Source organism: Pseudoalteromonas atlantica, assembly GCF_043641955.1.
GTDB lineage: Bacteria > Pseudomonadota > Gammaproteobacteria > Enterobacterales > Alteromonadaceae > Pseudoalteromonas > Pseudoalteromonas atlantica_A.
In genome coordinates this window covers 671,941-687,641 of record NZ_JBHZRV010000002.1, presented here as the reverse complement: position 1 = coordinate 687,641, position 15,701 = coordinate 671,941, and the positions used below count along the sequence as shown (strand labels likewise).

Below are 15,701 nucleotides of genomic sequence, written 5' to 3'. Positions count from 1 at the left end.
ACTGTGCATCTCACGATTATCCCAATCCGCAATAATACTCAATCTTTTTAGGTATTAAACCTGACACTAACGGCGTTTAAATATTTTATTTAGAACAACTAAATAAAATATTTTTGCCTTGTTTTCGACAAGGTTTTCTTGCCTCAAATAGATCTCTTAATTAAGCGAATTGCTATTAGATATTTTGGCTCAATGGGTTGATTGCTAATTCATCATTTTAACAATATTTTGTTTGCGTTTTGGGTTCAAATGATACACCTTAATGCTGCGAGTGATAATACGAATCGATTTAGATAAAACCTTAAAATAGCTGGGTTAAGTAAATCTATCACTTACATTAATAAATCAAATGAAAAGGATTTTATTGTGCGAATAAAGTTATTTTTAGCAAGCTTATCTGCTTTCGTTATCAGTGGCTGTGGTGGCTCTTCGAGCGAGAGTAATGAACCTGCAGCGCCCATAAGTGCAGAACAAACATACACACTTAAGGTAATGCCTAGTGACTCTGTTGCCGGGCTTGAATTGTCATGGATGAATAATACGGCAACCCTAGTGGCAGGTAATGAACTTGATTTTACCGCCAAAGGAACATCATTTGTGCAGCCTGTGGTATTGAATATTCCTGATACGATGAATTGTGATTCAACATTAAGTAATACCACGTCTCTTGATTATACTTTATCAATTGAATGCGCTGCAGCTGCGGTGACTTTTGAATTAACAACACCGTACTTATACCCCATTATTATTCGTTATGCACAGAGCGAACTCATCGTCGATAAGAGGACTGTTTCAACGGATGCCAGTATGGCAGGTGAAGTTGAAATAATGCAACTGGGAGGGCCTCAAATATGCGATGTTGAAAAGTTGTCAAATGTTAAATATGAGATTGCTTGCCACCCTTACATTATGATTTCTGAAAATGAAAAAGTTTATTTACATTTTGGTGGGCAAGATAAACAGCTTTTGTTTGATAACCCAAATAAAGAACGGCTTTTAGCGTCTGAAAACATGTGGTTTGAAGAAAAAATATGGTTTATTACTCAAAGTGATGCATCGGGCTTTAGACTGCAGTCAGTTTCATTTGATAATGGTCAGCTTGGCGATAGAGTAGTTTATGATATTACGCCTTCAAGTATCGCGCGCTCGGGTGATACTTTGTTCGCTTTATCATCTTCCCCTATTGGTTTATATCGTTGGAAAAGTGGGGCGTGGCAAATGGTGTCTAACCTGCTTGAAGAAACCACCCTACAAAGTGGTTTTGTTACTAATAATAGCAACCTTTATCTTGCGGCTGAGGATAACGATGATCCAGCCTCTAAATCTTATATACAAATTATAAATGGCCAGGTGCGTGGCAAAAAAGCGATTAGTAATCAGATTAGCCAATTCAGCCATGCCCCATTATTTGATTATGATGATGTGGCATTTAGTCTCGGCTTTGGCCGTGATGATCAATTGATCATAAATGTGATGGACTCACTCTCAAGTGCGCGTGATGATGCAATATTCTCACTGGTGAACGTGAAAAATGCGACGATCTGGCAAAATAAAAACAACCAATTTTTATTTACTAATAATGACAGTGGCGTTGAGCAGTTTGAGTTTTCTCGCAATGACGTTCAAAGCACGATTGCCTTTGATATAAATCCACTCACTCAACTTTTACCTGATTGGATAGGGGGAGATCTAGATACACTGCTCGCAGGAGATTTTGTTGATACCGAGTATGGAGTGCTTAAATATTTAAGGCATGGCGACGTTGAATTGTTTGAAGCTCAGTTACAAACACGCTTAAATACGACTTACCCTATACGTGTTTATAATGAAACCTGGCAAGAAGTGCCACGCTTTGCAAACAGTAACACAACAAAAATCACCCCCATTGTAAGTGAACAAGGGTTTATATTGGTTTACGTCGGTGCGATAGCGTCACCACAATCGCAAGGTCAATTGTGGGCTTTATCCGCTGGGCACGCTCTGTTAATAAAAGAGCAGGTGCTATGGGGGCAATACCTTAGCAAAAACTATCATTTTGAAGCTATATCACAGAGCCACCTGGTTGTTTTTAGTAAAGAAGAAAACGAAGCGTTCACGGTTGCCATTGATTAGCTCAAGGCACATATTGTAAATTTCACGATAAATTTGAATAGCATTAAACACGGTTTATACACTGTAAACCGTGTCTAAACTTATACCAACCCGCAATAATACTTAATCATTTTGCGGGGCTAAACGTGTCGCTACCTGCGTTATAAAATTCTCATTTAGAACAACTGAATAGCAAATTTTTTCCTAGCTATCAACACGTTTATCCATCCTCAAAATAGATCACTTAATTAAGCGAATTGGTATTAAAGGGATTCAATAAGGGTCTGGAGCGATGGTCTTAAAGAGAGGTTCTCTGTCATACACTGTTGAGCTAATATATTTAAATTTTCGGTCTCTTCATTTTTGTTACATACACTGAGTAAATCATCAATTAAGCAGCCAATTGCACGAACTTCTATGTATTGCATTTGTTGGCGCTGGTAGTCAGTTAATGATGCTAGGTTTGTTGCTGCACCAAAATCACCAAATAAAACATTTGGCTCTTTATCTACCATAATATTATGAGCATAAATGTCACCATGGCTTACATTATTAGCATGTAAATGCGCGACGGTACTGGTCATTTGTTTAACGATAGACTTTATTGCAGTAATGCTAAATTGTGTGTGCTGTGCAAACGTATCGCGTGTGCAAGTATCCAATGTTGGGGGTAAACCTAAATTTTGAAATTCTGGGCCAATCAGCTCCATTACAAGGCCTAACTGTTCAGGGTTATCACTATACGCGAGCACTTTTATAAGGTTACTATGTTGCCCTGTTTGCAGGCAACAATTAACTTCATCAAGTGGATACCCATCACTGGTAATGGCGCCTTTAAATAATTTTACAGCTACGTTTTTCTGCTGCCATTTTGCGAGATGAATGATGCCAGAAGCACCTTCGCCAATTTGGTTAATCAGCTCAAATTCATCAATGTTGGCTTTTTGTAATGGCGCATTTTGTAAGCATTGTGATTTATTGAAATCGTTTCCTGCAAATGCCAGCCAAGTAAGTTTGGGCAATTCAAAAAGCCAGTCATCAATATGTGTAAGATTATTGGCAGACAAACGAACTAATTCAAGTGCTTGGCAGTTTTTCATACTTTGAGGCAGAGTCGTTAATTTATTGCCCGCTAGCGCCAATTTTCGCAACTGTGTTAGTTCACCAAATGACTCTGGTAATTGGGTTATTTCATTATCAGTTAAAATTAGCCAATGGGTTAAAACCGGTAAACTATTCTCAGTAAATTCGCTAATTTGGTTGCCTTTAAACGCTATCATAATTAGGGCAGGGCATTGTGCTAATACTGGCGGAATATGCTTAAACTGATTAAACGACAAAAAGACGCGTTTGAGCTTTGTTAGTTGTGCAAACTCATCGGGTAAATCGTTCAAATTGTTATTGGATAAGTCGAGCACTTCAAGGGTGTCTGCAAGCGTGAAGATCTCTTCAGGGAATGAGCTTAACTGCTCTACTAATTGCAAGCGTTTAGTCCCAATTAATTGGCCATTGCGAAGCTGTTCAAGGCTATTCAAAATGAAATTCCGTTTTGTGGAAGTAAAAATAAAAAGGCCAAACTAAGTTGGCCTATTTTTAGTCTTAATAAATGTAATTAAAACTGTGCGTTATGGTATACGTTTTGTACATCATCACAATCTTCAAGCATGGCTAAAAAGCGCTCCATGACTTCTACATCTTCACCTTCAATAGGGGCTTCAACTTGTGGTACAAACGCAATTAAGTCTTCGTCGAATTCACTAATACCCATTTCTTCAAGGGCAGTACGTGTATTGTTATATTCAGTGTGAGGGGCAAACACAGTTACTTTGCCGTCTTCTACTTCGACGTCTGTTACATCTACGTCAGCCATCATAAGCGCTTCAAGTACAGCTTCGTCATCATCGCCATCAAATACGAAAATCGCAAGGTGGTCGAATAAATGAGATACCGAGTTTTGTGCGCCAATTTTAGCATTTGCTTTGGTAAAACATACACGTACATCGGCAAAGGTACGTTTGTTGTTGTCAGTTAAGCAATCAACAATGATCATACAGTTGCCTGGGCCATAACCTTCATAGCGCGTTGCAGCGTAATCTTCACCGCCGCCACCTTTTGCTTTATCAATAGCACGTTCAATAACGTGAGCAGGTACTTGGTCTTTTTTGGCGCGGTCTATTAATCGGCGCAGTGCAAGGTTGCCGTCTGGATCAACGCCGCCATTTTTAGCACAAATATATATTTCTTTACCGTACTTTGAGTAAACTTTTGTTTTAGCACCCGCAGTTTTAGCCATTGAATCTTTTTTGTTTTGGTAAGCTCTTCCCATCTGCGTTTCGCCTTAAATATGTTTTTAAAAGTATAAATTTAATAGTGCCGTATTCTATACCCAAGTCGCGTGGAAATACAGAATTCAGTAGGAATTAAAGTTGGGTTGAATAGGGGGTACAAAAAATATAACCCGCAAATGCGGGCTATATTTTCAATCAAAATGTATCTGATTATTACCAAATACGAACACGTTCTTCTTCAGGAAGATAAAGCTCATCACCTGGTTTTACATCAAATGCTTTGTACCATGCATCGTGGTTACGTGGTGCTTGCGCTCTAAAGCGACCTGGAGCATGTGTACCGCCACGAAGCTGGTTAAGCATGCTTTGCTCAGTACGTTTTTCTTTCCATACTTGTGCCCATGCTAGGAAGAAACGTTGATCGCCCGTTACACCATCAATAACAGGGGCTTCTTTACCATTTAAGCTTAACTTATATGCGTGATAAGCCATAGCCAGTCCGCCTACGTCACCAATGTTTTCACCTAGGCTATTACGGCCATTAACGAAGTTACCAGGAATAGGTTCGTATTTACTATATTGCGCTGCAAGTTGGTCAGCTTTTGCATCAAATGCTGCACGGTCGGCATCGGTCCACCAATTACGTTGTACACCGTTTGCGTCTGACTTTGAACCTTGGTCATCAAAGCCATGGCCCATTTCGTGCCCAATTACTGCGCCAATACCGCCATAGTTAACCGCAGGATCTGCATTTGGATCAAAAAATGGTGGTTGTAGAATTGCTGCTGGGAATACAATTTCGTTAAATGAGCTGTTGTAGTATGCGTTAACACGCTGTGGCGTCATACCCCAGCGGTTACGGTCAGTTTTTTCAAGCTCTTTTGCTACACTGTCAGCTCTGAAAAATTCACGAGTATTTTTAATATTACCCATTAAGTCAGTTTTACTGATTGTTAAGCCATCAAATGATTGCCATACATCAGGGTAGCCAATTTTTGGTACAAATGCCGCTAGTTTCGCGTGTGCATTTACTTTAGTTTCTTCGCCCATCCAATCTAGGTTATCAATACGCTCGCCAAGTGCTGTACGCAGGTTCTCTACCAATTCAGACATTTGCTGTTTAGATGACTCAGGGAAGTAACGTGCAACATATACTTTACCAATAGCAAAGCCTAACGAGTTAGTGCTCGACATTTGGCTAATAGCACGCTTCCAACGTGGACGAGGTTCTTGTTGGCCATTAAGTTCTTTACCGTAAAAAGCAAAGTTAGTATTGAATACTTCTTCTGATAACAATGACGCATTACCACTGACAGCATGGTACGTTAAATAGTCTTTCCATACTGCTAAGTCTTCTTGATTGATTAGCTCAATCATGGCTTTAATAGGCTCAGGTTGTGACACATTAAGTTGCGGTACTTTGTAACCTGTTTGGGCAAAATACAGGTCCCAGTTAAAACCAGGGTATGCAGAGTTTAGCTCTTCGCGTTTAATTTGATTTAATGTAAGGTCGCGATTACGACGCTTTTCACGTGGCCAATGACCTTGTGCTATTTTTGTCTCAAGCGCGAGGATTGATTTTGCACGGTCAGCGCTGTTATCAACACCAGCTAATGCTAGCATTTCGCTGATATGTGCTACATACGCAGCGCGCGTTTTTTCAAAGCGCTCTGAATCTTCAAGATAATAAGAACGATCTGGTAAACCTAAGCCGCCCGCGCCTAAAGACATTTCATATTTATTTGGGTCAAGACGGTTAAACCACATGCCACCGCCAATTGGTGAATTAACACCAGATAACCATGATTGACCAAACAGTTTGGTTAAATCGTCTGTTGATGAAACCGCACTAATATCATTAAGTAGAGGCTTAATAGGGGTTAAGCCTAATTTATTTAGCGTTTCGGTATCCATGTAAGCGTTGTAAAAATCAGCAATTAATTGCTCTTCTGCGTTCAAATTATCACGTGCAGCAATTTCTTCAATAATGGCTTTAACACGCTCTTCACTGCGCTCAGCTAATCCTGAAAATGCGCCATAGCGAGTTTTATCTGCTGGCATTTCATAGTTGTCATACCAAGTACCGCTGGCATACATGAAGAAGTCATCGCCTGGTTTAACGGCTTCATTACGTGCAGATAAATCAACACCAAATGAACCTAATTCTGCTTTTTGAGTGCTTGCTACTGTTTCAGTTGCTTTATCTTGTGTTTCGGTTTGCTCAGGCTTTGAACAGCCAGTTAAAAATGTGGCAGCGAGTGTTGCTGCGATAAGCGTTTTTTTCATTGTATTGCCTTGAATATTATTTTTATCGGTATTTATCTGTTCTATCTTTGATTGTTATAGAGAACGTTAAGCTAAACAAACATTTTGAGGTGAATAACCTAATCGCTCGATAGAATTAGGTTAACATCAATTTACAACTATGTGGACTCTGTTTGTTGTAATTGCCACATACGTGAATATTCGCCCCCCAAATTCAGTAATGTTTGATGAGTACCTTGTTCAACTAATTGGCCTTCTTTAAGCACAATAATATTGTCAGCATCTGTAATGGTCGACAACCTGTGGGCAATCACTAAGCTGGTGTGGTTACTTGCCACTTCTCGCATTGCATTCAGTATTGCTTGCTCTGAATGAGAGTCGAGTGCTGAGGTGGCTTCGTCAAAAATTAAAATTGGCGATTGTTTCAATATTGCCCGTGCAATTGCTATACGTTGTTTTTCACCACCTGAGACTTTTAATCCTCGCTCACCAACCAGTGTTTGGTCACCTTTATCAAGGCTTTTAATAAAATCCCCCAGGTGGGCAAGTCTAATAGCGGTATCAATTTCATCATCCGTGGCAGTTGGACGCCCGTACGCTATATTTTCACGGATACTCGAATTAAACAGAACAGTGTCTTGCGGGACGATGGCAATATCTTGGCGTAAGCTTTCTAAGGTAACGCTGTCTATCGCTTGGTCATCAATTTTGATACTGCCGCTTTGTATATCATAAAAGCGATAAAGTAAGCGTGCGAGGGTGCTTTTACCCGCACCGCTTGAGCCAACAACCGCGACTTTACTATTTGCTGCAATGTTAAAGCTTAAGTTATTAATGATGCCGCGGCTTTTTTCATAGCCAAAATGAACATTCTCAAATGAAATATCACCCTTGACTAAATTTAATGGTTTAGCGCCGGTAGCGTCTTTTATTTTTGCTTTGCGTGTGAGTAATCCGAGCATATTTTCAAGGTCGGTTAAAGCACGGCGAATTTCGCGATAAACAAAGCCCAAAAAGTTAAGCGGTAAAAATAGTTGAATCATGTATGCATTTATCATAACTAGCTCACCAATAGTAAGCTCTCCTGTTACAACATCTGCGGCGCCAAGCCACATAAGCGCTGTAATGGCGGCTGCAATGATCAACGCTTGACCTGAGTTTAAAGCAAGCAATGATAATCGGTTTTTCAGCCTCGCTTGCTCCCAGCTTGCTAAAAACGTATCGTAACTTTTAGCTTCATATTCTTCATTATTAAAATATTTAACAGTTTCATAATTTAATAAGCTATCAATCGCGCGACTATTACTGTTGTTGTCGGCTTGATTCGCTTCACGAATAAAACGATTGCGCCACTGAGTAACAATGACGGTGAATGCAATGTAGCTTATAACGGCAATAAGGGTGACAAGTGCAAACCAAGGTGAAAAAACGGTGGCAAATATGACTGCAACAATCACTATTTCAAATAACGTAGGCACAATATTAAAAATCAAAAACCGCATCAAAAAGCTTAGCCCACGTGTGCCGCGTTCTATATCACGGCTTATGCCGCCAGTTTGTCTATCTAGATGAAAGCTTAGCTCCAGCGCGTGTAGGTGCTTAAATACTTTTAAGCCAATATGGCGCATTGCATGCTCGGTTACTCGACCAAATAGCGCATCACGAACTTCGCCAAAAAAGACCCCAGCAAACCTTAACCCACCATATAGTAATAATAATGCAACAGGGACTATGAGTAGAGTTTGTAAGTTTCCATCAACCGCATCAATGATTTCTTTAAGTGCCCACGGCATTAGCAAAGTAGCGCCTTTGGCTGCGATAAGAGCTAAAAGGGCCAATAAAACACGACCTTTGAATGCCATGAGATAGGGCCACAAAGTCTTAATACTTTGACGTAAATTCATCGCATCTTGATGTTTTATTGTTTCTTGTCTGCTGGCACCGCGCATACTGTTCCTGTTTTGTCTTTAAATAAGATATTAAGGGTGTATTAAACTTTTTATTGTAGGCTAGAGTATATACTTTAATGGTTTTGACCATAATGATTCATTCAAAGCCAAGGCAAATACGATTACGTATATACCCAAACCACCTCAAGGTACAGAATTCAGCGTTTCACAGGGGCTTAATATCAAGGCGTTACTTTGCAAGAATGGCATTCCCTTTTAAGAAGGAACAACGATGAGAGTAAGTGCCTGTGAAGCGCCCAAGGGGTTGGTTTAAAAGCGATTTATACTGCGTTATTGATTTTAACAATAGAACCACTATTACTTGCAATCAATGCCTTGCCTAAATCGCTTTTAATTCCAACTGAAACTCGCATCTTGAGGTGGTTTGGGTATAGTACAGTTTAACGTAATGCTTTGGTGTATTAAATCAAACTTAGTTTAAATAAAGAAAGGACAGCACATGAAAACTATTGGATATGCAGCCCATGAGGCCAACACACCACTTGAACCTTATCACTTTGAAAGACGTGACTTACGTGATGAAGATGTAGCAATTGAGATACTCTATTGTGGTGTTTGTCACTCGGATCTTCATACAGTGAATAACGATTGGGGTGGCACGCGCTATCCAATATTACCCGGCCATGAAATAGTTGGGCGTGTCACTGAAATTGGTGACACCGTAAGGCAATATAAAATTGGCGATACTGTAGCTGTTGGTTGTATGGTCGATAGTTGCTTAGAGTGCGATCAATGTCACAAGGGTGAAGAACAGTTCTGTCGTGAAGGCATGGTTGGCACTTACTCAGGAAAAGATCGTGTTACGGGCGAAGCCACTAAAGGCGGCTATGCAAAGCATATTGTGGTGCGTGAAGAGTTTGTTTTAAGTGTTCCCGAGTCATTAGATAAAGCGGCTTGTGCGCCAATCTTATGTGCAGGCATCACAACCTATTCGCCACTGCGTACGTTCAACGTAGGCCCAGGTAGCAGAGTCGGGGTTATTGGGTTGGGTGGTTTAGGCCATATGGCGATTAAAATTGCAGTTGCAATGGGAGCACACGTTACGGCCATAAGCCGATCTGCTGATAAAAAAGACCAAGCACTTGAATACGGCGCTAAAGACCTGCTTGTTTCTAAAGATGACAAAGCGATGCAAGCGTATAACAACCAATTTGATGTAATCATCAATACGATTCCAGTAAAACACGACTTTACTCCTTACCTTCCTTTATTAGACATTGATGGAACTCAAGTGTTGGTAGGTCAAGTTGGTGAGATGGCTGAGTCTAATTCTGTGCCGTTACTATTAGGTCGTCGTCGCGTTGCAGGTTCATTAATCGGGGGGATTGCCCAAACGCAGGAAATCCTTGATTTTTGTGCTCTACACAATATATTACCAAAAGTTGAAATGATTAAAATGGATGAGATTAATAATGCCTTTGAACGTTTGAAAGAAGGCGATTTATCTCATCGCTTTGTTATTGATATGTCATCTCTTGAAGTGGCTTAACATTATAGCCAAATCACTAAATAAGCACCGCAGCAGTAAGTGATTTACTATGATTTATATCCGCAGTCAATACTGCGGTTATATACCCAAACCACCCCAAGATACGAGTTTCAGCATTTTGAAGTGGTTTGGGTATAATCTAATATTCAGCAAAGTATTGAAAATATCAAATTAACCTCAATATATGCTTATACCTTTATAGATAGAAAGCAATATGACTCACTTACGCTTTGTTTTAAATACATTACTGCTTGTTGTTGCACTTTTAAGTGCACAGGTTGCAAGTGGCGTGAGCGTAAACAAAACGGATTCAATTGTCTCTCTCTCCAGTATTAAATTAGACTACGGCCAATTTATAGATAAATCGCACAGTGTTAGTTTATCTGCTTTAACAACTGCTCCTGTAAAATACGATAAGCATATTGATGAACAACCGAAACAATCGGATTTTGAGTCTGTACAGTTTCGTTTAGCGTTAAGCAATTCATCTTTATTTTTACATCAGGTACAAGTTGAGCCTAATTACACCCCTATATTTGAGTTTTTTACACCAAGCTTGGCCCGTGAACTCTATTTAAAGCCTTTAGCACCCCCTATTACCCGCCCGTGGTATACCGCTTACGAAGGTAAAAAAAATCGTTTAAGTGGTTGGAAAGACGCAAACTTACTCTACCGAGCAGTCACAACTTACCATAGTTAATTTCTACATTAATTTATTCCGTTACGAAAACTAAAAATTAATGTGCCTATATGGCATGAAGCCAGTGTACTTCGCTGGCTAAAGGAAACAATTATGTTAAAAAAACCAGTAAAAAAATCGCTTTTGCAGCGTTTTAAACTCAGTTATGTGGCAATGTGTATCGCTTTGCTCTTACTTGCAGTGAGTGCTGCGCCTAATTTATACCCTACAACCTCTTGGTTGCACATGCAGGTGAAAAATGATCAAACGATAGCGCATTCAATTACAACAAAGAGCCTCATTGAATACCTCAACCAACATGAGTTTGCAGTTGCTCAAGCAATTGAGCAAACAACAAGTGATGGCTTTGAGCTTGAGTTATTACTTGATAGCCCCGCTAAAAGTGCCAATGCACAGCAATTACTTAAACATCACTTTAGTCATTTAAGCAGTAAAATTGTTAGCCACCAAACCAGCCCTCAGTGGTTACAAAGCCTAGGACTCGCGCCTATAAAATTAGGGTTAGATCTTAATGGTGGCGTACTGTTTGTGTTAGATGTTGACCTTGCCAAAGCAGAGCAAGAGCAGGTAGGTAATGCATTTGAGCAAACCAAAAGATTGATCCGTGAGAACAAAGCACGAGGTATGCGCGTACAAAAGAGCAGTGTAGGCTTTGAGCTTCATTCTCAAGACAAAGCGAGTGCGCTAGTAATAGAAAAAGAAATACTCAGCCATTTTGAGTATTTACAAGCGGTTAGTCACAACCAAGGTAGTTTTATATCGGTATCGTTTAGCTTTAGTGAACAGGGCTCCAATGAATTTGCAAAAGATATAATGAGTCAAACACTGACGACTCTCAGGGGCAGAATTGAGGAGTTGGGTATTACTGAGGCAGTTACGCAGCGCCAAGGAAAGCAACGGATCCGCATTGAGTTGCCTGGAGTTCAAGATCCTAGTGAGGCAAAACGGATTATTGGAGCCACAGCGTCATTAGAGTTTTACCAGATCAAAGAAGTGGGAGGGAAAACATTTAATTTGCAAGATGGTGGCACAATTAACTTAGATCCAGTGGCTATATTTTCAGGACAGCACATCAATAATGCTCAATCAGGACGTGATGAGTGGGGTAAACCCCTTGTGCAATTAAGCTTGGATAGACAAGGTGGCGAAGCGATGTCTGCGTTTTCTAAGCGTAATATAGGTAAGCCTATGGCAACGGTTTATTCTGAATATTATATAAATGAACAAGGTGATACAGTTAAAAAAAGTGAAGTAATAAACGTAGCAAATATTCTTGGGCATTTAAGTATTCGGTTTAGTATTACCAATATGCAAAGTGCTCAAGCAGCCCAAGATTTAGCGCTATTACTGCGTGCAGGATCGTTGACAGCGCCGGTGACCATTGTTCAAGAGCAAACGATTGGCCCAAGTTTAGGGGCTGATAACATAAATAATGGCTTAGCTGCTTTAATGCTGGGTATGGGCGTGACACTGCTTTTTATGGCGCTGTGGTACCGACAATTAGGAGTCATTGCTAATATTGCTTTATTATTAAACTTAACCGCATTGGTGGGTTTAATGTCGTTATTACCCGGTGTTGTCCTGACACTTCCTGGTATTGCTGGGCTTGTATTAACCATAGGTATGGCAGTTGATACAAATGTGATTATTTTTGAGCGAATAAAAGAGGAGCGCTTGAAGGGGCGGGCACCCTATCAGGCAATCGAACAGGGATATAATCAAGCATTTAGCACTATTTTTGATGCCAATATAACAACCATGATAACAGCAATTATTTTGTACAGTATAGGGTACGGGCCTATAAAAGGTTTTGCGATCACCTTGGCGTTAGGTCTTATTACCAGTGTGTTTACCGGTGTATTTGTGGCAAAAGCCTTAAGCCAAACGCTCTATTTAAAACTGGCTAATAAGCAAGGAGTAAATGTATGACTCTGCGTGATTGTTTGTTAAAAAATGGGACACAAATCCGTTATATAGGACTAGTAATTTCAGTCTTATTTGTTTTGTTATCAGGTTTTAGTGTGGTGCATAAGGGCCTTAATATTGGCTTTGATTTTACCGGTGGGTATTTAACTGAGTTTACGACTGCAGTTGCAGTGAGTGATTCGCAGATGCAGCAAAAAATTGCAGCAACAGGGACTGAAAACTATGTATTAACTGCGCAGTCTGCGCAACACTTTCAAATAAAAGAAAGTGCTGAGCAATCAATGTGGTTACAAGCACTTAAGCAAGATCCCACGTTAGGGCTTGAGGTTATTTCGTCATCTTACTTAGGTAGCCAAGTGGGTGATGAGTTACTTGAACAGGGCGTTTTAGCCTTATTTACAGCGATGGTAGCGGTGATGCTTTATCTCGCTGTACGTTTTGAGTGGCGCTTGGCAATTGGCGCGGTAGCGGCTCTGTTTCACGATATAATCATTGTGCTGGGATTATTCTCATGGCTTCAGCTGGAATTTAATTTAACAGTGCTGGCAAGCTTGCTAGCTATTATTGGCTATTCTCTTAATGACTCGATAATTGTTGGTGATAGAGTGCGTGAATTATTACGACATGATAACGCAGCACAGCTAACAGTAAATAATGTTATTAATAATGCCATTAGCAGCACGTTAACGCGTACTTTAATTACCTCAGGCACGACTTTGGCCACTGTAGGCAGTGTTTGGCTTTTTGCAGGTGCGCCTTTGCAGGGATTTTCAATAGCATTATTTGCAGGAATAGTTTTTGGTACTGTATCGTCAATATGTATTGCGGTTACATTGCCGCAGTTGTTGGGCTTGAGTGTAGAAAACTACAAATTAAAGTTAGATGAAAAAAGCCAAGCATTAATGGATATGCCATAAAGAAATTAGATATTTTACAAACTAAAATGCCGCTATAAAAGCGGCATTTTTTAAACTTTTAACTTAAACTAGCTTAAGTTGATGGTAACAACTTCAGCAGATTCTGGTTCAGGAGCAGTTGCTGGTTGCTTTGGTATATCGGGTTTATCAAGTGCAATATCACCGCCATCAATCACTTCCCCCGTTTTTAACTGCTTAAAATCAAACAACTCATTATCAGCTAAGTGAGAAGGCACCACGTTTTGCATCGCTGTAAAGATGCTTTCAATGCGCCCTGGGTGTTCTTCATTCCACTTCGCAAGCATTGCTTTAGTATGCTTACGTTGAAGGTTTTCTTGCGAGCCGCACAAATTACATGGAATGATAGGGTAAGCCTGATGAATAGCGTATTGTTCAATATCCGCTTCTTTACAATATGCAAGAGGGCGAATAACCATATGTTCGCCATTATCACTCATAAGTTTAGCTGGCATGCTTTTAAGCTTGCCACCGTAAAACATATTTAAAAACAAGGTTTCAATCATATCATCGCGGTGGTGACCTAGCGCTATTTTAGTTGCGCCAAGTTCTTTTGCTGTGCGGTACAAAATACCACGGCGCAATCGTGAACAAAGAGAGCAGGTCGTTTTACCTTCGGGAATGATATCAGTAACGATGCTGTAGGTATCTTCTTCAACTATTTTGTATTCTACGTCTTGTGTATCTAAGTACTCAGGTAATACATGTTCAGGAAATCCAGGTTGTTTTTGATCAAGATTGACAACAAAAAGATCAAACTTGATAGGCGCAACACGCTGTAAATGTTTCAACATTTCTAAAAGGGTATAGCTGTCTTTGCCCCCTGATAGACAGACCATGATGCGATCGCCTTCTTCAATCATATTGAAGTCCATCACGGCTTGACCAGTTTGGCGACGTAAGCGCTTTTGTAACTTATTGAAGTTAAATTGAGCTTTGGCTTGAACAGAATGCGACATTACGGCCCCTTGAGATACTATGCGTAAAAATAAGGGGCGTATTATATGCTGAAAATGGCAATGCTCAAAACTAATTTATCGGCTAATTTATTTTGCCAATGGAGAAACATAACCATCGGGTTTAAGTGCGAGTACATCACAGTTTAGACTATCAATAACATGCTCTGCGGTGTTTCCTACTAAAGCCGCGCTTAAACCTGTTCGACCAACAGTACCAATAACCACTAGTTCACTGTTTAACCGCGCTGCAACATCAGGGATTACGTCTTCAGGTAAGCCTTCTTCAATTGCACAATCTTGTTGCGCTATTTGATGTTTGCTTGCAAGTTCATGGGTGGATTCAACATGGTGTTTTTTCACCGACTCGTTGTAAATACTTGGATTAAATTCAGGTATTTCAATTGCTATGTTTACGGGTGTTGCAGGATAGGCATTCACTAGACTTAGTTTAGCATTGGCAAGTTCACATAAAAATTGTGCGTCTTTAATTATGCGATTATTAAGTGCAAGGTGCTGCTCGTTTTCACTGACTGAGTTCACCGCCGCAAGAATGTTTCCGCGCTCTGGCCATGCGTGCTCTTTAACTAGCAATACAGGAGCTGGGCATTTACGAATTAAATGCCAGTCAGTTGGTGTGAAAATAACCGATTTGAGGGTGTCGTGTTGATGGGTACCTTTTACAACTAAGTCAAAATTTTGCTCAATGACGGCATCTATAATTGCTTCGTAGGTACGATTATGCCAGACGACTTGGCTTTTTATATCAACATCAGGATACTGTGCGAGGATGTCATCGAGCCAAGCTTGGCGATCTTTTACAACTGCATTTCTCATTGCTTCACGTTCATCACTTGAAATCATTGTGGTCATTTCATATGAAAAATCGTAAATGCTCATAAAAGCAGTGATGCTGGCCCCCGATTTTTTTGCTAGATCGATTGAACGAGATAGGCCATGCTGAGAGTCGACGGTTGGATCAATAACGGCAAGAATTTGTTTTATAGTATTCATGAGCTGCTCCTTTAACTACTTTTTATACAGTGTAACGTATAATTTGTGGAGATAAAGGAGCAGCTGA

The 15,701-nt window shown here is 40.1% G+C and carries 11 protein-coding genes; 5 read left to right on the top strand and 6 right to left on the bottom strand.

Going from position 1 to position 15,701, the window contains the following annotated elements; all coding sequences use genetic code 11:
- Positions 1-366: 366 nt before the first annotated feature.
- The gene (locus ACHUE3_RS06565; RefSeq protein ID WP_394191331.1) at positions 367-2,112 is read left to right on the top strand and encodes a hypothetical protein; all 1,746 of its coding nucleotides are present in this window, start codon (positions 367-369) and stop codon (positions 2,110-2,112) included.
- 242 nt (positions 2,113-2,354) lie between these two features.
- Here the strand turns inward: ACHUE3_RS06565 and ACHUE3_RS06560 are convergent, their stop codons facing one another.
- The 4 genes from ACHUE3_RS06560 to ACHUE3_RS06545 all read right to left on the bottom strand — a co-directional run bounded on the left by ACHUE3_RS06560 (position 2,355) and on the right by ACHUE3_RS06545 (position 8,548).
- On the bottom strand, positions 2,355-3,626 hold the full coding sequence (locus ACHUE3_RS06560) for a leucine-rich repeat-containing protein kinase family protein (protein ID WP_394191329.1): 1,272 nt from the start codon (positions 3,624-3,626) through the stop codon (positions 2,355-2,357).
- Between the two features lie 77 nt (positions 3,627-3,703).
- Complete coding sequence (locus ACHUE3_RS06555) at positions 3,704-4,417, bottom strand: YebC/PmpR family DNA-binding transcriptional regulator (RefSeq protein WP_394191327.1); 714 nt, start codon at positions 4,415-4,417, stop codon at positions 3,704-3,706.
- A 175-nt stretch (positions 4,418-4,592) separates the two neighbouring features.
- Positions 4,593-6,665, bottom strand: a complete 2,073-nt coding sequence (locus ACHUE3_RS06550; RefSeq protein WP_394191325.1) for a M13 family metallopeptidase — start codon at positions 6,663-6,665, stop codon at positions 4,593-4,595.
- Between the two features lie 137 nt (positions 6,666-6,802).
- A complete protein-coding gene (locus ACHUE3_RS06545; protein ID WP_394191673.1) occupies positions 6,803-8,548 on the bottom strand; it encodes an ABCB family ABC transporter ATP-binding protein/permease in 1,746 nt (581 codons plus the stop codon).
- A 505-nt stretch (positions 8,549-9,053) separates the two neighbouring features.
- On the opposite strand from ACHUE3_RS06545, the gene ACHUE3_RS06540 reads away from it, so the two are divergent.
- From ACHUE3_RS06540 to secF, 4 genes are all read left to right on the top strand, one after another.
- On the top strand, positions 9,054-10,103 hold the full coding sequence (locus tag ACHUE3_RS06540; RefSeq protein WP_394191323.1) for an NAD(P)-dependent alcohol dehydrogenase: 1,050 nt from the start codon (positions 9,054-9,056) through the stop codon (positions 10,101-10,103).
- A 214-nt stretch (positions 10,104-10,317) separates the two neighbouring features.
- Positions 10,318-10,803 (top strand): hypothetical protein, encoded by a 486-nt coding sequence (locus ACHUE3_RS06535; RefSeq protein ID WP_394191321.1) that lies wholly within the window; start codon positions 10,318-10,320, stop codon positions 10,801-10,803.
- Positions 10,804-10,896: 93 nt separating this feature from the next.
- Positions 10,897-12,732, top strand: a complete 1,836-nt coding sequence (gene secD, locus ACHUE3_RS06530; RefSeq protein WP_394191319.1) for a protein translocase subunit SecD — start codon at positions 10,897-10,899, stop codon at positions 12,730-12,732.
- A complete protein-coding gene (gene secF / locus ACHUE3_RS06525; RefSeq protein ID WP_394191317.1) occupies positions 12,729-13,646 on the top strand; it encodes a protein translocase subunit SecF in 918 nt (305 codons plus the stop codon). The genes secD and secF overlap by 4 nt, the downstream gene beginning before the upstream one ends.
- A 68-nt stretch (positions 13,647-13,714) precedes the next feature.
- Here secF and ttcA read toward each other — a convergent pair whose 3' ends face one another.
- Positions 13,715-14,623, bottom strand: coding sequence for a tRNA 2-thiocytidine(32) synthetase TtcA (gene ttcA / locus ACHUE3_RS06520; protein ID WP_394191315.1), 909 nt, complete (start codon positions 14,621-14,623; stop codon positions 13,715-13,717).
- Positions 14,624-14,710: 87 nt separating this feature from the next.
- Positions 14,711-15,634: a universal stress protein UspE gene (uspE, locus tag ACHUE3_RS06515; RefSeq protein ID WP_394191313.1), complete on the bottom strand. Its 924-nt coding sequence runs from the start codon at positions 15,632-15,634 to the stop codon at positions 14,711-14,713.
- Between the last annotated feature and the right edge of the window lie 67 nt (positions 15,635-15,701).